General features: G+C 71.3%; 18 protein-coding genes and 1 tRNA gene. 4 read left to right on the forward strand and 15 right to left on the reverse strand.

Going from position 1 to position 20298, the window contains the following annotated elements:
- Positions 1-70 precede the first annotated feature (70 nt).
- A complete protein-coding gene (locus ACFVS8_RS18295) occupies positions 71-901 on the forward strand; it encodes an ABC transporter ATP-binding protein (RefSeq protein WP_387065608.1) in 831 nt (276 codons plus the stop codon).
- Positions 898-1632 carry an ABC transporter permease gene (locus tag ACFVS8_RS18300; protein ID WP_387065611.1) on the forward strand — a complete coding sequence of 245 codons (735 nt, stop codon included), beginning with the start codon at positions 898-900 and terminating at the stop codon, positions 1630-1632. The genes ACFVS8_RS18295 and ACFVS8_RS18300 overlap by 4 nt, the downstream gene beginning before the upstream one ends.
- On the opposite strand, the gene ACFVS8_RS18305 is transcribed toward ACFVS8_RS18300, so the two are convergent.
- The 4 genes from ACFVS8_RS18305 to ACFVS8_RS18320 are packed head-to-tail and all read right to left on the reverse strand — an operon-like array spanning position 1607 to position 6070.
- On the reverse strand, positions 1607-2941 hold the full coding sequence (locus ACFVS8_RS18305) for a D-arabinono-1,4-lactone oxidase (protein ID WP_387065614.1): 1335 nt from the start codon (positions 2939-2941) through the stop codon (positions 1607-1609). The genes ACFVS8_RS18300 and ACFVS8_RS18305 overlap by 26 nt on opposite strands.
- On the reverse strand, positions 2938-4215 hold the full coding sequence (locus tag ACFVS8_RS18310) for an amino acid deaminase/aldolase (RefSeq protein ID WP_387065617.1): 1278 nt from the start codon (positions 4213-4215) through the stop codon (positions 2938-2940). Before ACFVS8_RS18310 ends, ACFVS8_RS18305 begins: the two co-directional genes overlap by 4 nt.
- A complete protein-coding gene (locus tag ACFVS8_RS18315) occupies positions 4215-5477 on the reverse strand; it encodes an MFS transporter (protein WP_387065619.1) in 1263 nt (420 codons plus the stop codon). Before ACFVS8_RS18315 ends, ACFVS8_RS18310 begins: the two co-directional genes overlap by 1 nt.
- Positions 5474-6070 (reverse strand): TetR/AcrR family transcriptional regulator, encoded by a 597-nt coding sequence (locus tag ACFVS8_RS18320; RefSeq protein WP_387065622.1) that lies wholly within the window; start codon positions 6068-6070, stop codon positions 5474-5476. Before ACFVS8_RS18320 ends, ACFVS8_RS18315 begins: the two co-directional genes overlap by 4 nt.
- Positions 6071-6231: 161 nt before the next feature.
- Here ACFVS8_RS18320 and ACFVS8_RS18325 point away from each other — a divergent pair, with 161 nt between their 5' ends.
- Entirely contained in the window at positions 6232-7158 is a 927-nt protein-coding gene (locus ACFVS8_RS18325) for a Ppx/GppA phosphatase family protein (protein WP_387065625.1), read from the forward strand.
- 105 nt (positions 7159-7263) lie between these two features.
- On the opposite strand, the gene msuE is transcribed toward ACFVS8_RS18325, so the two are convergent.
- Positions 7264-7857 (reverse strand): FMN reductase, encoded by a 594-nt coding sequence (msuE, locus tag ACFVS8_RS18330; RefSeq protein ID WP_387065628.1) that lies wholly within the window; start codon positions 7855-7857, stop codon positions 7264-7266.
- A gap of 216 nt (positions 7858-8073) precedes the next feature.
- On the opposite strand from msuE, the gene ACFVS8_RS18335 reads away from it, so the two are divergent.
- On the forward strand, positions 8074-10803 hold the full coding sequence (locus tag ACFVS8_RS18335; protein ID WP_387065631.1) for a cation-translocating P-type ATPase: 2730 nt from the start codon (positions 8074-8076) through the stop codon (positions 10801-10803).
- 4 nt (positions 10804-10807) lie between these two features.
- On the opposite strand, the gene ACFVS8_RS18340 is transcribed toward ACFVS8_RS18335, so the two are convergent.
- The 10 genes from ACFVS8_RS18340 to ACFVS8_RS18385 all read right to left on the reverse strand — a co-directional run bounded on the left by ACFVS8_RS18340 (position 10808) and on the right by ACFVS8_RS18385 (position 20171).
- Positions 10808-10884, reverse strand: a tRNA-Leu gene (locus ACFVS8_RS18340).
- A 51-nt stretch (positions 10885-10935) separates the two neighbouring features.
- On the reverse strand, positions 10936-12363 hold the full coding sequence (locus ACFVS8_RS18345; protein WP_387065633.1) for an NAD(P)/FAD-dependent oxidoreductase: 1428 nt from the start codon (positions 12361-12363) through the stop codon (positions 10936-10938).
- A gap of 34 nt (positions 12364-12397) precedes the next feature.
- Positions 12398-13660, reverse strand: coding sequence for a S8 family serine peptidase (locus ACFVS8_RS18350; protein ID WP_387065636.1), 1263 nt, complete (start codon positions 13658-13660; stop codon positions 12398-12400).
- On the reverse strand, positions 13657-14241 hold the full coding sequence (locus tag ACFVS8_RS18355; RefSeq protein ID WP_387065638.1) for a DUF501 domain-containing protein: 585 nt from the start codon (positions 14239-14241) through the stop codon (positions 13657-13659). Before ACFVS8_RS18355 ends, ACFVS8_RS18350 begins: the two co-directional genes overlap by 4 nt.
- Positions 14238-14921, reverse strand: a complete 684-nt coding sequence (locus ACFVS8_RS18360; RefSeq protein WP_387065641.1) for a septum formation initiator family protein — start codon at positions 14919-14921, stop codon at positions 14238-14240. Before ACFVS8_RS18360 ends, ACFVS8_RS18355 begins: the two co-directional genes overlap by 4 nt.
- 85 nt (positions 14922-15006) lie before the next feature.
- Positions 15007-16287: a phosphopyruvate hydratase gene (gene eno, locus ACFVS8_RS18365; RefSeq protein WP_387065643.1), complete on the reverse strand. Its 1281-nt coding sequence runs from the start codon at positions 16285-16287 to the stop codon at positions 15007-15009.
- A gap of 197 nt (positions 16288-16484) precedes the next feature.
- On the reverse strand, positions 16485-16952 hold the full coding sequence (locus ACFVS8_RS18370; RefSeq protein WP_387065646.1) for a hypothetical protein: 468 nt from the start codon (positions 16950-16952) through the stop codon (positions 16485-16487).
- Between the two features lie 355 nt (positions 16953-17307).
- Positions 17308-18576 (reverse strand): histidine--tRNA ligase, encoded by a 1269-nt coding sequence (gene hisS / locus ACFVS8_RS18375; protein WP_387065649.1) that lies wholly within the window; start codon positions 18574-18576, stop codon positions 17308-17310.
- A 153-nt stretch (positions 18577-18729) separates the two neighbouring features.
- Entirely contained in the window at positions 18730-19413 is a 684-nt protein-coding gene (locus tag ACFVS8_RS18380; RefSeq protein WP_387065652.1) for a MazG family protein, read from the reverse strand.
- 95 nt (positions 19414-19508) lie between these two features.
- Positions 19509-20171 (reverse strand): LysE family transporter, encoded by a 663-nt coding sequence (locus ACFVS8_RS18385; RefSeq protein WP_387065655.1) that lies wholly within the window; start codon positions 20169-20171, stop codon positions 19509-19511.
- Between the last annotated feature and the right edge of the window lie 127 nt (positions 20172-20298).

Here is a 20298-nt window from a genome sequence, read left to right on the forward strand (position 1 = left end):
GATCAGCGATGCCGCGACTCGCCCGATCCGCCTCTCGACAGGCGGGGCCCGCGAGGCGAAGAATCGCCGCATGACCATCGGAGCGGATGCCACGGCCGGCGCGGCCGTCATCGTCGACGACCTGCACGTCAAGCGCGGTTCGACCGCGGTGCTCGACGGGCTCTCGCTCGCCGTCCCGACGGGCGCGATCGTCGGCCTGCTCGGGCCGAGCGGCAGCGGCAAGACGACGTTGATGCGGTCGATCGTGGGCGTGCAGGTCGTGCAGTCGGGCTCGATCGAGGTGCTCGGGCTCCCAGCCGGCACGGCCCCGCTGCGCACGCGCGTCGCCTACGTGACGCAGCAGGCCAGCGTGTACGACGACCTCACGGCGCGTCAGAACCTCGCCTACTTCCGCCGGGTGCTCCGGGCACCGGCATCCGATGTCGACCGGGTCATCGACCGCACCGATCTCGGCGACGTCGCCGACCGGCTCGTGGGCTCGCTGTCGGGCGGGCAGCGCGGCCGGGTCTCGCTCGCGGCCGCCCTGCTCGGCGAGCCCGAACTGCTCGTGCTCGACGAACCCACGGTCGGGCTCGACCCGGTGCTGCGGGTGCAGCTGTGGGAGCTGTTCCGCAGCCTCGCCGACGACGGCCGCACGCTGCTCGTCTCGAGCCACGTCATGGACGAGGCGAAGCGCTGCGACCGGCTGCTGCTGATGCGCGACGGAGCGCTGCTGGCCGACGACACGGTCGAGGGGCTGCTGGCCTTCACGGGCACCGACGACGTCGAGACGGCGTTCCTCCGGCTCATCGAGCGAGGTGCGCCCGACCTCGCGCCGCGCGCGCCCGATCGGCCGGGCCCGCGGCACGCCGCCCAGGCGCCCGACGAGGCACCCGAGCCCGGAACGGAGTCCGACCGATGAACGCCTCGCGCACGTTCGCGACGGCCGGTCGCGTGCTCGAGCAGATCCGCCACGACCCGCGCACGATTGGGCTGCTGCTCGTCGTGCCGAGCCTGCTCATCGGCCTCGTCGCGTGGATCTTCAGCGACACCGACGTGTTCGACGACATCGGCCCCGCGATGATCGCCCTGTTCCCGTTCATCGTGATGTTCCTCGTCACGAGCATCGCGACGCTCAGGGAGCGCCGCAGCGGCACCCTCGAGCGCCTGCTGTCGATGCCGATGGGCCGGGCGGACTTCCTCCTCGGCTACCTGCTCGCGTTCGGCCTGCTGGCGATCGCGCAGACCGCGATCGCCGTGTCGTTCGCCGTGTGGGTGTGCGGGCTGGAGATCACGGGTTCGATCTGGCTGCTCTTCGCCGTCGCCGTCGCCGACGCGGTGCTCGGCACGTCGCTCGGCCTGCTCGCGAGCGCGTTCGCCCGCACTGAGTTCCAGGTCGTGCAGTTCATGCCGTTGCTCGTGCTGCCGCAGATCCTGCTCTGCGGCATCTTCATCCCCCGGGATCAGCTTCCCGAGGTGCTCGAGGCGATCAGCGAGTGGCTGCCGCTCAGCTTCGCGATCGACGCCCTGCAGGCCGTCGCCGCCGACTCCGAGAGCGCCGAGTGGATCCTGGCGAAGGTGCTCGTCATCGTCGCCTGGATCGTCGGCTGCATCGTGCTCGGCTCGATCACGCTGCGTCGACGGACGCCCTGACCCCCAGCACGCGATCCAGGTAGGCGTTGCGGAAGACGCCCTCGGGGTCGAACTCGTCGCGCACGGCGACGAAGTCGTCGAACCGGGGGTACTTCTCGCGGAGCGAGGCATCCGTCTGCGTGTGCATCTTGCCCCAGTGCGGACGCCCGCCGTGCGCGTGCATGACCGCCTCGACCGCGGTGAAGTACTCGGTGGGATCCTCGCGGAAGTAGCGGTGCACCGCGATGTACCCGGTGTCGCGGCCGTAGGCGGTCGAGAGCCAGTTCTCGTCGGATGCCGCGGCGCGCACCTCGATCGGGAAGCTCACCCGCCATCCGTTGCGCTCGATGAGCGAGCGCACCTCGCCGAGCGCCTCCGGCACGGCCTCGAGCGGGATCGCGTACTCCATCTCGCGGAACCGCACGGTGCGGTTCGTGGTGAACACCTTGGGCGAGAGGTCGGTGAAGTCGCGGTCCCCGCTGAAGCGGTCGACCTGCCGGGCGAAGAACGGCGTCGTCGAGGGCGCGACCCGGCCGAGCGCGCAGATGCCCCGGTACAGGCCGTTGGCGAGCAGTTCGTCGTCGACCCAGCGCGAGAGGCGGCCGAGCGGCTTGCGGGGCGCGTCGATCGGCAGCCGGGTGTTCGTCTTGGTCTGCGCCGTGTCGGTGTGCGGGAACCAGTAGAACTCGAAGTGGTCGGCGCCGGCGACGCGTTCGGTCCACTGCCCGAGCACCTCGTCGAGCGGTTCGATGCGCTCCTCGGCCTGCAGCACGAACGCCGGCACGAGCTGCAGCGTGAGCTCGACGAGCACGCCGAGCGCCCCGAGGCCGACGCGCACGGCCGGCAGCAGCTCGGGGCGGCTCGTCTCGCTGATCTCGACGAGGTCGCCCGTGCCGGTGACGAGCTTGGCCGCGACGATCTGCGTGGCGAGGCCGCCGAAGCGCAGGCCGGTGCCGTGCGTGCCCGTCGAGGTCGCGCCCGCGATCGACTGCCGGTCGATGTCGCCCATGTTCTGCAGCGCGAGCCCGTAGGGGGCGAGGAGGCGCGGCAGGTCGTAGAGGCGGGTCCCGGCGCCGAGCGTGACGCGGCCCGTCGCGGGGTCGGCCGCGATGACGCCCGACACGTCGCCGAGATCGAGCTGCACCCCCGGTGCGACGGCGATGCCGGTGAAGCTGTGCCCGGCGCCGACGGGCTTGATGCGGAGCCCGGATGCGGCGGCCGACGTCACGGCTCGCTGCACCGCCTCGGCCGATGCCGGCCGTTCGACCCGCACGGGCGTGACCGCCTCGGTGCGACCCCAGTTGCGCCACCTCGCTCCGGTCGCGGTCACAGGAACACCTTGCCTTCGCCGCGATAGGTGGGAAGCACGTCGACGATGCGGTCGTCGTCGACGAGCTGGAACTCGTTCAGGTGCTCCGAGAGCTCGCCCGACTTGGTGTGGCGGAACCACACCCGATCGCCGGGGCGCAGCCGCGTCGCGGCCTCGCCGGTGACGGGCGTCTGCACCTCGCCGGCGGCCTCGCGCGGCATCATCTCGAGGCCCTGGGGCCAGACGATGCGCGGCAGCCGGTCGGGAGCGGGCGGGCCGGAGGCGATCCATCCGCCGCCGAGGATCGTCGCATGACGGGCGCTCGGCCGACGCACGACGTCCATCGCGAACGCCGCTGCGGGGGCCGGCGTGAAGTGGGCGTAGCCGTCGAAGAGGTGGCCGCCGAACAGGCCGGAACCCGCGGCGATCTCGGTCACCGACGGGTCTGCCGAGGTCGCCTCGAGCGAACCCGTGCCGCCGCCGTTCACGAATTCGAGGTCGGCGTGCTCGCGCACCGCGGCGACCGCTCGGGTGCGTCGCTCGACGAGCTCCGGCATCGATCGCGACTGCATCCAGCGGTTCACCGCCCCATCGACGGGCTTGCCCGCCGGCCGGTTCGTGACGCCCGCGATCTGCGCCTCGTACGCCATCATGCCCACGAGCCGGAAGCCGGGCCGGGTGACGATGTACGCCGCGAGCGCCCCGGCGTCGGCCGGCTCGTGCACGGGCGAGCGACGCACGCCGAGGTGGCCGAGCACCGGCACGTTCCACGACGCATCGAGCTCGAGCGCGACGCGGATCGGCTCGCGCTCGGACGGCGCGATGACGGAGTCGATGAGGTCGAGCTGCGCGATCGAGTCGACCATGAGCGTGATGCGGCTCGCGAGCCCGGGGTCGGTCGCGAGGCGACGGATGCTGCCGCGTTCCGCGGTCGGGTAGCCCACGACGAGGTCGTCGATCGTGTCGGCCAGCCAGATCGCCTCGGCCAGCGTGTAGGCGAGCACGCCGTGGTAGCCGGGCATGCGCAGCAGCGCCTCGATGACGCTGCGCACCCGGATCGACTTCGACGCGACGCGGATCGGCTTGCCGTGCGCCCGCTGCAGCATGTCGGCGGCGTTGTGCCGCATGGCGCCGAGGTGCAGCGCGCCGACGGGGGCGTCGAGCGCGGCCGTCGCGTCGCTGAGCGCGGGCCAGTACCGCGACGGGGTCGTCCACGGCGCGGGCGCCGTCGGCTTCGCGGTCGGGCGGGCTGCGGAGGTCGTGTCGACCTCCTGGGCGAGGACCAGTTCGAACATCACCGCACACTCCGAACCCGCGAGACCGCGATCGCACCCGCGAGCGCGAACACCGCGCTCAGGACGAAGACCATGACGAACGACCCGGTCACGACCACCGCGGCCGCGCCGATGAGCGGGCCGACGGCCTGGGGCACGGCGGTCGCGATGTTCATGATGCCGAGGTCCTTGCCGCGGGAGGCGGCGTCGGGCAGCACCTGGGTCGCGAGGGCCTGGTCGACCGAGAGGAAGCAGCCGTAGCCGAGACCGAGGATGCCGGCGGCGACGATCGCGACCGTCAGGTCGGGCACGAGCGCGAGCAGCACTGCGGCGAGCGCCTGGAGCGCGGATGCGACGAACACGAACGCCTTGCGCCGGCCCAGCCGGTCGGAGAGCCGCCCGCCGAACAGCGACGCGAGGATCACGAACACCATGTAGACGAGCGTGAGGAGGATCAGGTCGTCCTCGGCGTTCGCGTCGCCGAGCCCGAACATGAGGAAGTAGAGCAGCAGGCTCGTGCCGAGCGCGTTGCCGACCGAGACGAGCACCCGGCTGAGCAGGGTCCACCCGAAGTCGGGGTGCTCGCGCGGGCTGATCCAGAGGCTCTCGATGACGCCCTTGGCCGTGACCCGCCTGCGCTCGGCCGCCGCGAGCGGCTGGTCGTGGCGCAGCAGGAACGGCACGGCGAGCACGAGCATGACGAGACCGAGCACGAGGTAGCCGAGCGCCCGGTCGGTCACGAGCTCGGTCACGAGCAGGAGTCCGGCGATGATGCCGACCGCCTGCGGCGCCGACATCCACCCGGAGACGAACCCGCGCTGCCCGACGGGCACCTGGTCGGAGATGGTCGCCGTGAGGGCCGCGGTCATGATGCAGAAGCCCACCGAGGCCGCGACCCATGCCGCGCCGATGGCCCAGATCTCGGTCTGCAGGCCGAGCACGGCGAGCGAGGCGGCGAACACGACGCCGCCGATGACGATCCACGGTCGGCGGCGGCCGAACCGCGACGTCGTCCGGTCGGAGGCCGCGCCCGTGAGCGGGTAGGCGATGATCGTCGCGACGGCGGCGATGCCGGAGATGAGTCCGAAGGCCATCACGCTGTCGACCCAGTGCTCGGGGTGCAGGGTCTCGTCGATCTGGGCGGGCAGGAGCAGCTGCACGGGCGTGAGCTGGGCCATCCAGATGCCGAACCAGAGCGCGGCGAACGAGGCGATCCAGGCGGCCGGAACCCGGCGCGTGGGTTCGTCGAGCGCCGCGGGCGGCGTGAGGTCGAGGCTCGTCATCGGGGTTCGGCCATTCTCGAGAGGGCGTCGGCGGCCGCGTGCGCGACCGTCAGGGCTGCGGCATCGTCGCGGTCGACGAGCCAGGTGACGGTCAGGCCGTCGGTGAACGCCACGAGCGTGCGGGCCGCGCTCGCGACGGGAACCCGCCATGCCGAGCCCGAACGCTCGGCGGCGATCTCGAGCGACTGCTCGGCGAGCTCGACGTAGCGCGCGTACTGCGCTCGGGCCAGCGGATGCCGGTCGGGCGAGCGCAGCGCGTAGTGCGTGAGCTCGAGCATCGCCTGCTCGTGCTCGGGGTCGGCCTTGAGGTGCTCGAAGTAGCGCACGATGCCGGCCTCGAGCACCTCGACGAGCGTGCCGTCGTCGAGGTCGTCGGGCATCACGGCCCCCCGCGTGCGCTCGATGACGGTCGTGATGAGCTCGTCGATGAGGGCGTCGCGCGATTCGAACGCGTAGTGGAAGCTCGCGAGGCTCATGCCGGCCTCGGCGACGATGGCCCTGGTCGTGGCCTGCGCGATGCCGTTGCGCGACACGACGCGGAACGCCGCCTCGATGAGCGCGGCGCGACGCTCGGGCGCGGGAATGCGGGTCACTCGGGCTCCTCACGACGACGCTGCCGACGCCGGGACGGGGCCCGGCGAACTGGGACGCTCGTCCCAGTTCGAACAGTATGCACCAGGAACGGTCGATTCGGATACGCCGGTGATCCATCGTGACGACCGTCCCTCGATCGCCCGACCGCTACGCTCGCACCATGCGCCTCGGAGTCCTCGACGTCGGATCGAACACCGTCCACCTGCTCGTCGTCGACGCGCACCCCGGCGCGCGCCCGATCCCCGCGGCCTCGCACCGCTCGGTGCTCCGCGTCATGCGCTACCTCGAGCCCGACGGCTCGATCGGCGCGGCGGGCGTCGAGGCGATCCTCACGGCCGTCGGAGACGCGGTGCAGGTCGCCAGGCAGTCGGGCATCGACGAGCTGCTCGCCTTCGCGACCTCGGCCATCCGCGAGGCGGCGAACGGCGAAGCCGTGCTCGCCCGCGTGACCGCCGAGACGGGCGTCGAGCTGCAGGTGCTGTCGGGGGCCGACGAGGCCCGCATCACGTTCCTCGCCGTGCGTCGCTGGTACGGCTGGTCGGCCGAGCGGATCCTGCTCTTCGACATCGGCGGCGGCTCGCTCGAGATCGCGAACGGCATCGACGAGGTCCCGGATGTCGCGCGCTCGCTCCCCCTCGGCGCCGGACGCTCCACGATCGCGTTCCTCCCCGACGACCCGCCCACGCCCGAGCAGGTGCAGCGGCTGCGCGACCACGCGGCCTCGGTGCTGAAGCCGGCACTCGCGGAGTTCGCGCACCTGCCGAAGCCGTCGCACGTCGTCGGCTCGTCGAAGACGATCCGCTCGCTCGCCCGCCTGGCCGGGTGGACCGAGGAGGGCGTCGGCCCCGATGAGCGCAGCATCCTGCGCCGCAAGGGCCTCGACGACTGGATCCCCCGACTCGCGCGCATCCCGGCGGATGCCCGGCCCGCGCTGCCCGGCATCACGGCCGACCGCACGTTCCAGATCGTCGCGGGCGCCGTCGTGCTCTCGGAGGCGATGAAGGCGTTCGGCGTGAACGAGCTCGAGGTCTCGCCGTGGGCGCTCCGCGAGGGGCTCATCCTGCGGCGCCTCGACCGCATGACCTGAGTCGTGGGCATCGGGCCGCCCGCGGCATCCGTCATCCGCCCCGCGAACGGAGGCGCACGGCGCCTGCTCCGACGCGTGCCGTGCTGATGCCGCGGCCGGCCGCCGTCACCAGGTGCCGACGTACTCCGAGACCGGCAGCACCGCGCTGCGCACGACCGGGAGGCCGCGGTCGATCGCCTGGTCGATGCGCGAACGCAGTTCGGGCGACTCGACGCGGTAGTCGACGAAGTCGGTGTCGCTCGCGTACACGCCGATCGGCAGCGTGAGGGCCTGGAAGAACGAGAACAACGGCCGGAACTGGTGCTCGAGGATGAGCGAATGACGGTCGCTGCCGCCCGTCGCGGCGAGCAGCACGGGCTTGTCGATGAGCGCGTACTGCCCGACGAAGTCGAACACGTGCTTGAACAGTCCGGTGAACGACGCCCGGTACACCGGGCTCGCGACGATGAGCAGGGTCGCCGACTCGATGCGGCGCAGCGCCTCCTCGGCGGTCGCGGGCAGCGCGTCGCGGCTCAGCACGCCCGCGAACTCGGGCCCGATCTCGGACAGTTCGATGAGGTGCGTCTCGATCTCGAGGTCGCGGCCGTTCCCCGAGCGGAGGGCGTTCGCGAACCCTTCGAGGATCTCGCGGGACAGGACCGTGGTCTTCGACGGCGCGTGCAGGCTTCCGGAGACGGCGACGATGTTGATGGTGGGCATGCAGCGACAGTAGCCCCGCCTCTGCGGCCCGGGAATCGGCCCCGACACCCGCAGTAAGCGGGAGCAACACGCCTTCACAGTGCGTCGTCGCGTGACGCGCTGGCTGCACGCGACACGGCCCGTGATGCCGTGAAGATGTCTTCCCTCGACGCGATCCGCGACGATACGATCGTCGCGAGCGCCGCAGGGGGCTCGCTGTCGAGGGGGAAGATCGGCATGAGCGAACAGTCGACCGTTGCCGGTGCTGCGGGCGCAGCCGCCGGCGGATCGCCCGCCGAGACCGACTGGTGGGCGCTCGCGCCCGCAGACGTGACGGCGCGGCTCGCGACCGACGAGAGCGCGGGCCTCGATGCGACCGAGGCCGCCCGCCGGCTCGCGGACCTCGGCCCGAATGCGCTGCAGAGCGCGCCGCCGCCGAGCGTCTGGCGGATCGCACTCGGCCAGGTGCTCGAGTTGATGACGCTCATGCTCATCGCCGTCACGATCGTGTCGCTGCTCATCGGGCAGGTCACGACGGCCATCATCGTCGCCGTGCTCGTGCTCTTCAACGTCGTCACCGGCACCAGGCAGGAGGTCAAGGCCCGCCGCAGCGTCGACGCACTCGCGAAGCTGCAGATCCCGAAGGCGCGCGTCGTGCGCGGCGGTTCGCTCGTGCAGATCGACGCGACGGGCCTCGTGACCGGCGACATCGTCGACCTCGAGTCCGGCGACCTCGTTCCGGCCGACGGCCGCATCCTCCGCTCCGCCAACCTCGAGACGCAGGAGTCGTCGCTCACGGGCGAGTCGCTGCCGATCCCGAAGGGGCCGGCCGAGAATCCCGCAGACACCGCGCTCGCCGATCGCACGTCGATGGTGTTCCAGAACACCTCCGTCACCCGGGGCACCGCGCGCATCGTCATCGTCGAGACCGGCATGCGCACCCAGATGGGCCGCATCGCGTCACTGCTCACGCAGGTCGGCGACAAGAAGTCCCCGCTGCAGGTCGAGCTCGACTCGCTCACGAAGGTGCTCGGCATCATCGCGTGGAGCGCGGTGCTGGTCATCGTGATCATCGGCTTCGCCCGCGGGCAGAGCCTCGACGAGCTGCTCTTCCTCGCGACCGCCGTGGCGATCTCGGCGATCCCGACGGGCCTGCCCGTGTTCGTGCAGAGCCTGCTCTCGTGGGGCGCGTCCAAGCTCGCGAAGGAGCGCGCCATCGTCGCCTCGCTCAACGACGTCGAGACGCTCGGCGCCACGAGCGCGATCTGCTCCGACAAGACGGGCACGCTCACCCTCAACAAGATGACCGTGCGCACCGCCTGGTTCGGCGGCAACACCTACCGGGTCACCGGCGAGGGCTACTCGTTCGACGGGCGCGTGCTCGGCGCCACCGACGAACCGCTCGATGCACCCACGCTCGGGCTCGCCATCAGCCTGCCGAACGACGCGACGGTCTCGGCCGACGGCGAGGTCGTGGGCGATCCCACGGAGGCCGCGCTCGTCGTGCTCGGCGCTCGGCTCGGCATCGACGCCGACCAGGCCCGCAGGGACTACCCCCGGCTGGCCGAGGTGCCGTTCGACTCCGACTACAAGTTCATGGCGACGCTCCAACGCATCCCGGTGCGCGGCGAGACCCGCCTCGTACTGCTGGTCAAGGGTGCACCCGACGTCGTGCTCGCCCGCTGCACGACGATGCTCGGCGAGACCCGGGAGGTCGTGCCCGTGGCATCCGATGCCGCGACGGCGGAGCTCGAGCGCATGTCGGCGACCGGCCTGCGCACCCTCTCGATCGCGGCACGCTTCCTCGACGACGCCGACGAGGCGAAGGTCGCCGCCGACCCCATGGCCTGGGTGCAGGAGCTGTCGCTCATCGGCATCGTCGGCATCGTCGATCCCCTGCGGCCCGAGGCGAAGGCGGCCGTCGACATCGCGCACCGCGCCGGGATCGACGTGCGCATGATCACCGGCGACCACGCCGTCACCGCCGGCGCGATCGGCGCCGAACTCGGACTCGGCACGGGGGCGGTGAGCGGCGCCGACCTCAAGCGCATGACCGACGAGGAACTGTCGGCACGGCTGCCCGACCTGCACGTCTTCGGCCGCGTCACGCCCGACGACAAGCTCCGACTGGTCGGCCTGCTCCAGCAGGGCGGCGCCATCGTCGCGATGACCGGCGACGCCGTGAACGACGCCGCCGCGATCAAGCAGGCGAACATCGGCGTGGCCATGGGCTCCGGCTCGGAGGTCACCAAGCAGGCCGCCAAGCTCGTGCTCACCGACGACAACTTCGCGACCCTCGTGCACGCCGTCGAGCTCGGTCGCATCGTCTATTCGAAGATCACCGCCTACCTGCGCTTCCAGATGACGCAGCTGCTCAGTCTGATCATGCTGTTCCTCGCCGCCAGCGCGTTCTCGATCGCCGAGGGTGTCGCGCTCTTCCCCGCGCAGGTGCTCTTCATCAACTTCTTCGTCGCCCTGTTCGCCGTGCTCGCGATCGCCGCGGACGCCAACCCGCCCGGCATCATGGAACACCCGCCGCGCGACCCGAAGATCGGCGTCGTGAACCCGGTGTCGCTCACCGAATGGCTGGTCTACGGCGCGGTCATCTTCGTCATCGCGCTGGTGCCACTGGTCTGGGGACCGGATGCCCCGAGCCCCGTCGAGCCGACCGCCTCGATGACCATGGCCTACGTGGTGCTCGGGCTCGCCACCGTGCTCAGCGCGGTGCTCATGCGTCGCACGCCCGAGTCGGGCCTGCTGCCGCCGATCGCCGCCGTCGCGAAGCTGCTCGTGTGGCCCGTGCTGCTCATCGTGGCGTCGACCGAGATCCCGTTCCTGCAGCGCATGCTCGGCACGGTGTCGCTCACCGGGTGGCAGTGGCTCGGATGCATCGGACTGACGCTCGTGCTGGTCGTCGTCGTCGAGGGCGACAAGTGGATCCGCAGGCGTCGGGCTGCCCGGTCCTGATCACTGGTGCTCCCGCTGGGATTCGAACCCAGACTGAGGCGAGTTTAAGTCGCCTGCCTCTGCCGATTGGGCTACGGGAGCGCGGCGCCGCCCGAAGGGCGACGCCGCGTCAAACCTACTTCGACTCGAGGCTCACTTCGAGACCGCGGCCTCGGCCTTCGGCTTCGCCGCGGCCTTCGACTTCGGTGCCGCCTTCGCCTCGGCCTTGGGGGCGGGCTCGGCCGGAGCCGCGGCGACCGCCGGACGCGGGCGCGCGGCGAACGCCTCGAACTGCGCGCGCGGCTGCTGCACGGCGCTCAGCGAGACGAGGTCGCGACCGAGCCAGAAGTTGTTCCACCAGCCCCAGAACACGCGGAACTTGCGCTCCCAGCTGGGCATGGCCAGACCGTGGTAGCCGCGGTGCGCGAACCAGGCGATGAGGCCCTTGAGCGCGATCTTGCCCGACTGGAACACGCCGGAGCCGAGGCCGAGGCCCGCGACCGCACCGAGGTTCTTGTGGAAGTACTGCTTGGGCTCCTCGCCGCGGAGCACTGCGACGATGTTCTTCGCGAGCAGCTTGCCCTGGCGGACGGCGTGCTGGGCGTTCGGCACGCAGTACCCGCCGACGCCGCCACCGGTGAGGTCGGGCACGGCCGAGATGTCGCCGGCGGCCCACGCGTCTGCCACGATGTCGTCGTCGTCGCCCACGCGGAGGTCGGCGCGCGTCTTGATGCGACCGCGCTCCTCGACGGGGAGGTCGCTCGTGCGCACGATGGCGGGGTTGGCCATGACGCCGGCGGTCCAGACGATGAGGTCGGACTCGAAGCTCTCACCCGTCGAGAGCTCGATGACGCCGTCGACCGCGCTCTGCAGCTGCGTGTCGAGGTGGATCTCGGCACCGCGCTGCGCGAGGTGCTTGATGACCCAGTGGCTGGTCTCGAGCGAGACCTCGGGCATGATGCGCCCCATGGCCTCGATGAGGTGGAAGTGGGTGTCGTCGAACGAGAGCTGCGGGTAGAACTCGAGCAGCGAGCTCGCGAACGAACGCAGCTCGGCGAACACCTCGATGCCGGCGAAGCCGCCGCCGACCACGACGAACGTGAGCAGTCGATCGCGCTCAGGACCGGCGGGGAGGTTCGACGCCTTGTCGAAGTTCGTGAGCACGCGGTCGCGGATCGCGACGGCCTCTTCGATGGTCTTCAGGCCGATCGCATTGTCGGCGATGCCGGGGATCGGGAACGTGCGCGAGACCGCACCGCCCGTCACCACGACGATGTCGTACTCGAACTGCCAGGGCTCGCCGACCTCGGGGGTGATGGTCGCGGTCTTCGACGCGTGGTCGATGCCCGTCACCTTGGCGGTGACGACGTTCGTCTTCTTGAGGTGGCGGCGCTGGGCGACCACGGCGTGGCGCGGCTCGATCGAGCCTGCGGCGACCTCGGGAAGGAACGGCTGGTAGGTCATGTACGGCAGCGGGTCGACGATGGTGACCTCGGCCTCGCCGGCGCGCAGCCACTTCTCGAGTTTCCACGCCGTGTAGAACCCCGCATAGCCACCGCCGACGATGAGAATCTTGGGCACGGTGAATGGACTCCTCAGTTTCTGATGCTTGCGATCACGGCTCGCGTACGCGAGCGGCCCGCCTGGTATGCCGAGCGGCACCGATGCCCAACAGCGCTGCTAGCGTACCAAATCCGGCGACCAGTGAGAGCGGGAGCGTGATGTAGGCCAGTGTCCAGGGCGTCGGCAGCAGCGTCTGCGTCTCGACGTCGACGGGCGGCGGCGGATCGGCGATCGGCACGATCTCCTGCGCTTCGGGAGCCTCCGTGTCGACCGGGGTGTCGGCCCGGCGGTGCAACGTGATCCACTCGGAGAGGCTGCCGAGCGGGTTCTCGGCCACCGGCTCGACCTCGGCGGTGATCGCCGGGACCGGATCGATGATGCCGAATCCGTAGAGCGGGCTGGGCACCTCGTGACCGTGCGGGTCGGCCGTCTTGATGAGTCGTTCGATGACGTTCGCGGCATCGAGGTCGGGGTACTCGGCCCGGATCAGGGCGACGAGCCCCGACACGAGCGGAGCCGCACCGCTCGTGCCGTCCCACACGGCGTACTGCCCGTCGGGCAGCACGCCGACCAGGTCTTCGCTCGGGGCCGCGACGGCGAGCGTGATGCCCTGCGAGCTCGCGTCGAAGCTCGCGTTCTTCTCCTTGTCGACGCCCGCCACCGCGACCACGCCGGGGATCGTCGCGGGCGCGCCGACCTCGCTGGTGCCGCTGCCGCGGTTGCCCGCCGCGGCGACGACGACGACGTCGTGCTCGAACGCGTACATGAACGCGTCGTCCCAGCTCTCGGGCCAGTCGCGCGTGTTGCGGGTCAGCGACATGTTGATCACATCGGCCCCGTTGTCGACCGCCCAATGCACGGCCTCGGCGATCTGGTCGTCGTTCGACTGTGTCGCCCCCGTCTCGACGCCGAAGGCCACCGACACCGCCAGCAGCTCGGCCTCGGGGGCGACGCCGATGACGCCGTTGCCCGCCCCGGTTCCTCGGCCGGCCAGGAGCGACGCCACCATCGTGCCGTGGTCGGGGTTGTCGCCGACGGGGGTCTGGCCGTCGGGAGTGCCGATGCCCGAGACATCCGTGCCGCCCTTGACGACCCCGCGCAGCTCGGCGACGTTGCCGTTCACGCCCGTGTCGATGACGGCGACCGTCACGCCCTTGCCCTTCGTGGTGTTCCAGGCCGTCGTGAAGCCGTAGTCGGCGAGCCAGTACTGGTAGTCGCGCACGGTGTCGGCGTGCGCGGGCGTCACCCCGACGAGCGCCACCACGATGCCCACCGCGGCTGCCGCCGCGAGTCGGCCGATCGTGCGCGCGGTCACGCCGACTCGCGACCGCTCGTGGTCGGTGCGCCGGCGTCGTCGGCCGCGACCGCACCGGTGTCGACGTCGTCGACGCCGTAGTCGGGGCACTGGCACACGTCGGGCGACCAGGTCGAGCGCTCGAGCGCGAGGTCACCGATCGGGTTCGCCCCGGGCCCGGCCGAGAGCGAGTGCGCCACGACCGCGTGCAGGCACTTCACGCGCGTCGGCATGCCGCCGGCCGAGATGCCCGAGAGCTCGGGCACGACGCCGAACGTCTCCCGGTCGGCGAGGTAGTCGCGATGCGCGCGGGCATAGCCCTCGGCCACCGCCTCGTCGGCGGCGAGCAGCTCGTTGGCCTCGACCATGAGCTGCGCGGCCTCGAGGAAGGACATCGCGGCCGTCGCGGCGGGGTGCGAGAGGTAGTAGAACGTCGGGAACGGCGTGCCGTCGGCCAGACGCGGCGAGGTGGCGACGACCGTGGGCGCGCCGCAGACGCAGCGCGCGGGAATCCCGACGACGTTGCGCGCCTCGCGACCCAGCTGGGCCGACACGATGCGGATGTCCCGCTCGGTCACGGGTTCGAACGGCGGCCGAGTCATCCGGCACCTCCTGCGGCGGGCGCGAGGCCCGCGGTCATCACGGAGGAGAGGATGGTGCGCATCCAGTCCCCCTTCGTTTCGGTGACCTCGGCAGAGACCGGGGTCTCGGCGTCGGCGCGCGCAGCCTCGGCGCGGTCGTCGATCACCAGGTAGCTCACCTCGCCGGGCATCACGTACGTCAACCGCTCTCTCGCCTGGGTCATGATGAACGTCTCGTCGTTCCAGCGCTCGCGTTCGTCGCGCAGGCGCTGCACGTCGGACTCCTGCTGGGAGACGGTGGCCTGGAGCTCGGCGATCTGCTGACGCTGCTCGGCGAGCTGCGCGATCGTCGGTGCGAGCACCACGACCGCGAGCACCAGGACTCCCATCATGATGAGCGAGAAACCTGAGAATCGGATGCCGCCGAGCCACCCGGCTGCACCGCGGCCCGCCGTCGGGCGGGGCGAAGCGGGCTTCGGCGACGACGCCCTCGGGGCTTTCGGGCCCTTGGCCGTCGTGCGGGCGGACGTGCCGGCGGCGGCACCGGACGCCTTCGGGGTGGTGTCACGGGCGGACTTGCCTGTGGACTTCGCCGTGCCGGTTGACTTCTTCGTGGGCCCCGCCGCGGTCGACGGCCCCTTCGACGGCGTCGAGGCCGCCCTCGGGGAGCCGGTCGACGGCTTCGCCGGTCGCTTCGCCATCGCCCCTCCCCTCATCTCGTCCTGGACGCGAACCGGCGGGGGCGGCCGCACGGCCACCCCCGCCAGTCGGAGCAGTTCGAGCCGATCAGGCCGTGAACCGCGGGAACGCCGAGCGACCCGCGAACACCGCGGACTCGCCGAGCTCTTCTTCGATCCTCAGGAGCTGATTGTACTTGGCGACGCGCTCGCTGCGGGCGGGCGCGCCAGCCTTGATCTGACCCGCGTTCGTCGCGACCACGAGGTCGGCGATCGTGGTGTCCTCGGTCTCGCCCGAGCGGTGCGACAGCATGGCCGTGTAGCCCGAGCGCTGCGCGAGGCTCACGGCGTCGAGGGTCTCGGTCAGCGTGCCGATCTGGTTGACTTTCACGAGCAGCGAGTTGGCGACGCCGCGCTTGATGCCGTCGGCCAGGCGCTGCGGGTTCGTGACGAACAGGTCGTCGCCGACGAGCTGCACCTTCGAGCCGAGCGCGTCGGTGAGCGACTTCCAGTTGTCCCAGTCGTCTTCGGCGAGCGCATCTTCGATCGTGACGATCGGGAAGTCGCGCACGAGCTCCTCGTAGTAGCCGATGAGCTGGTCGGCCGACCAGTCCTTCTGGTCGAGGCGGTACACGCCGTCGGTGAAGAACTCGGTGGCCGCGACATCCAGACCGAGCGCGATGTCCTTGCCGGGGGTGAAGCCGGCCTTCTCGATCGCCTTGACGAGGAACTCGAGGCCCTCGCGGTTGCTGGGCAGGTCGGGGGCGAAGCCGCCCTCGTCGCCGAGTCCGGTCGCGTAGCCGGCGGCCTTCAGCTCGCCGCGGAGCGTGTGGTAGACCTCGGTGCCCCAGCGGAGCGACTCCGAGTAGGTGTCGGCGCCGATCGGTGCGAGGAAGAACTCCTGCATGTCGATGCCGTTGTCTGCGTGCTCGCCGCCGTTGATGACGTTGAACAGCGGAACGGGCAGCACGTGCGCGTTCGGGCCGCCGAGGTAGCGGAACAGCGGCAGGTCGGCCGAGTCGGCCGCGGCCTTCGCGACCGCGAGGCTCACGCCGAGGATGGCGTTCGCGCCGAGCTTGGACTTGTTGGGGGTGCCGTCGGCCTCGATGAGCGCGGCGTCGACGAGGCGCTGGTCGCTCGCCTCGAGGTCTTCGATGGCCGGGCCGAGCACGTCGAGCACGCCCTCGACGGCCTTCTGGACGCCCTTGCCGAGGTACCGGCTCTTGTCGCCGTCGCGCAGCTCGTACGCCTCGAACGCACCGGTGGAGGCGCCCGAGGGCACCGCCGCGCGGGCCAGCGAGCCGTCGTCGAGCAGGACCTCGACCTCGACGGTCGGGTTGCCGCGAGAATCCAGGATCTCGCGTGCGCCTACAGCTTCGATGAATGCCACAGTGAACTCCTCTGTGATGGGTGTGTGCGTTGGACGACTCCGTCGTGATCCGCAGGCCAGTCTAGTGAGGCTCGCTCAGGCATGACGTTCCACGTCGGTCGCAGCAGGCGGGCTGCGTCGCTCGTCAGGGCATCGAGAAGTCGCGGATGGCGACTTCATGGGCCGCATCATCGCCATCTGCGACTTCTCGAGGGGATTCAGCCGGATCGTCCACGCCGCGCGATGACGTCGCGAACGCGGGCGATGAACGCCGCAGGATCGACGAACAGGTCATCGGACGTCACCCTGATGACGGCCCATCCTGCGGCCTCGAAGTCGCGTTGTCGACGGATGTCCGCCTGCCACTGCGACCGGCTCGTACGGTGCCCATCGCCCTCGTACTCCAGCACGATTCGCCAGTGTTCCCACTTGAGGTCGGGGTGCAGGACCAGCCCGGCCCGTACCTGCGTCGGCTCGTTCGCGAGTGGCTCGGGCAGATCGTTCGCGACGAGGAGCAGCCGGGTGAGCGACTCGGGTCGCGACTCCGCACCGACGCGGATGCGAGGCATCGCCCACTCGAGACTGCGGGCACCCCGCCCGCTGCCCCATCGCTGCGCGGCATGACGGAGGTCGTCGAGCGTCGCCAGCGCGGGCGCTCGGTACCGGCCTTCGCGCCGGCCGGTCACGAGGGCATCCCCGACCGCCACGAGATCCTCCCGCCGCAGCGACGCGGCGAGTTGACACCACACGAGAGCGGCCGGCACGACCGGCAACCCATGGACGATGCAGGTCCGAACCGCTGCCCGGGTCGTATGTCCGGTCACGCCACGAGCCCGCGGTCGTGCCCTGCCGACTCCGGCCAGGACATGAAGTGCGAGGGCAGTCGGGACGCGGAAGTCATGCTCTCGATGGTGCTCGACCCTCGCGGATCACGGGCAAGCTCTCCACAGCCCTGCGACATCACGGCGTCGAGACGTCGCAGATGGCGATCGTCCGGGCACGGATGCCGCCATCTGCGACCGTTCGGTGCGGCGCGGCGCGCTACGCGCGCAGGTCGCGGAAACTCAGCGACGCGGCATCCGTCGTCTCGGGCGTCACGTTCGCGACGGCGTCGAAGCCGTCGGCGGTGATGCGCTCGAAGAGGGCGCGCGCGTTCTTCACGCGCCGCTCGAAGCGCACACGGGTGCCGGATGCCACGAGCTCGTGCTTGAGCTTCAGCAGCGTCGATGCCTCGACGGCGGGGTCGTACACGAGCACGACCGCGCGGGGGCGGCCCTCGTCGCGCACGGCGAGCAGGTCGACGATGCGCTCGAAGCCGATCGAGAAGCCGCACGCGGGGACCTCCTGGCCGAGGAAGCGCCCGATCATGCCGTCGTAGCGGCCGCCGCCGCCCAGCGAGTAGCCGAAGTCGGGGTGCGCGATCTCGAAGATCGTGCCCGTGTAGTAGCCCATGCCGCGCACGAGCGTGGGGTCGAACTCGATGGCCGCGTCCGGCAGCGCCTCGCGGAGCGCGAGCAGGTTGCGGTACGCGTCGAGGTCGAGCCAGGCGGGCGGCGGCACGACGCCGTCGTGCAGGTGCCAGTCGGCGGTCGTCAGCGCCTCGAGCTCGCCCGCGACATCCGCTGCCTCGTCGACGATGCCGAGGTCGCGGAGCTCTGCCGCGACGCCTTCGGTGCCGATCTTGTCGAGCTTGTCGATCGTGATGAGGGCGCGCTCGCGCAGCTCGTCGGCGACGCCCCACGAGGCGAGGATGCCGGCCAGCACGCGCCGGTCGTTCAGGCGGATCGTGCAGCCGCCGAGCCCGAGCGCGTCGAGCGCCGCGACGGTCGCGGTCAGCAGCTCGAGCTCGGCGAGTTGCCCCGGCTCGCCGATGATGTCGATGTCGCACTGCACGAACTGGCGGTAGCGACCCTTCTGCGGGCGCTCGGCGCGCCACACGGGCGCGATCTGGATCGCGCGGAACACCGGGGGCAGCTGCGCGCGGTGCGTCGCGTAGAAGCGTGCGAGCGGCACCGTCAGGTCGTAGCGGAGGCCGAGGTCGGCGAGTGAGAGGGCATCACCGGATGCCGCGGCGGCCGTCAGGTCGTCGGCGGTGAGGCCGCGCTTCATCACGGCGAAGGCGAGCTTCTCGTTGTCGCCGCCGAGGCCCGCGTGCAGGCGCGAGGCGTCTTCCATGACGGGCGTCTCGATCTCGTCGAAGCCGTGCGACGAGTACACGCCCCGGATCACGCCGAGCGCGTGCTCGCGACGGGCCTTCTCGGCTGGCAGGAAGTCGCGCATGCCGCGCGGAGGGGTGACGGAAGCGGCCATGCGCTCCATTCTTCCAGCACCGGATGCCGCGTCCGAACGCACGGCGCTCGGCGCACCGCCCGGGCGGCGAAGGCCGTCGTGCGACGCCGCCGGACCGACGAAGGCCGTCGCGCGACGCGGACGGGATGCGGACGTCCGTCGGCGACGGCCGGGCTACTCGACCGGTGCGGCCTCGGCTGCGCGCACCTCCTGCTCGAACGCCCGCACCGCGCCGCGCAGCGCGCGCTCGGCGTCGAGGCCCTGAGCCTTGGCCGACGCGGCGAGCGCGAACAGCAGCTCGCCGAGCTCCTGCTCGGTGGCCGGAGCCACGACGTCGGCCGCGGCATCCGCCCCGACCCCGACCTTCTCGGCCTTGCCGAGCACCTTCTGCGCGAGCGCGAGAGCCGGCATGCCGCGCGGCACGCCGTCGAGCACGCTCGTGCGGTGCGGCTTCTCGTCGGCCTTCAGGTCTTCCCAGAACGCCACGACGTCGTCGGCCGTCTCCGCCTCGCGGTCGCCGAAGACGTGCGGATGCCGCGACACCATCTTCGCCGTCATGTGCCGTGCGACGTCGTCGATGTCGAAGCGCTCGCCGTCGGTGTGCGCGGCGATGTCGGCGTGGAAGAGCACCTGGTAGAGCACGTCGCCGAGCTCCTCGATCATCTCGGCCCGGTCGCCCGACTCGATCGCGTCGATGAGCTCCCAGCTCTCCTCGACGAGGTACTGCACGAGGCTCTCGTGCGTCTGGTCGGCGTCCCACGGGCACCCGCCGGGCGCGCGCAGCAGGGCGACCGTGGCGATGAGCTCGTCGAGCCCGGGGTGCGGCGACTCGCCCGAGGAGGCGACTGTGTGCGTCATCCGATCAGCCTAGGCACACCCGAGGCCGACACGCCCGGCGGACTCGTCCGCCCGCGCCCGCGCCCGCGCCCGCGCCCGCGCCCGCGCCCGCGGGCTCAGTGGATCGCGGCGAGCGCGACCCCGACGGCGAGGAACAGCGAGCCGAACACGCGATTCAGCACCGTCTGCCCCCTGGCCGACCTCGTCACGCGTCGGAACGACCTCGCCGCGACCGCGAAGAAGCCCCACATCACCGCGACGTCGACGAGGATCACGGTCGCCGCCACGATCAGGTACTGCGACAGCAACGGCTCCCCGGGCCTGATGAACTGCGGCAGGAACGCCAGGAAGAACACGATCGCCTTCGGGTTCAGCAGGTTGACCAGCAGGCCCCGGCGGAACAGCGACCACGCCGACTCGCCGGCCGGCATCGCGGCGGCCGCCGCGGCATCCGATCCGTCGAGGCGCTCGACCGCGTCGCCGGCCTCGACGACGGGCTTGGCGAGGAACTGCCGGACACCGAGGTAGACGAGGTACGCCGCACCCGCGTACCTGATGGCGTCGAACGCGATCGGCGAGTTCGCCACGAGCACGCCGAGGCCCGCCGCGACGATGACGATGTGCACGACGAGCGCCGCCTGCTGGCCGAGGATGCCCCACAGCGCACGGCCCAGGCCGACGTTCAGCGCGTTGCCCATCGTGTTGATCGCCCCCGCGCCGGGGGTGAACGAGATCACCACGCTCGCCGCGAGCAACGCGACCCAGACCGAGAACGACACCGGTCGAGTGTACGTGGCCGTTAGGATTCCATGAGGAGTGCCGGGAAGTCTGGTCGGCCGGCGGGAGACCGCCGCAACCGCCCAGTCGACGCCGAGCACCGCAGCTGCATCGCGTCGCATCCGTGAA

The organism is Agromyces sp. NPDC058110, from assembly GCF_042884735.1.
Lineage (GTDB): Bacteria > Actinomycetota > Actinomycetes > Actinomycetales > Microbacteriaceae > Agromyces.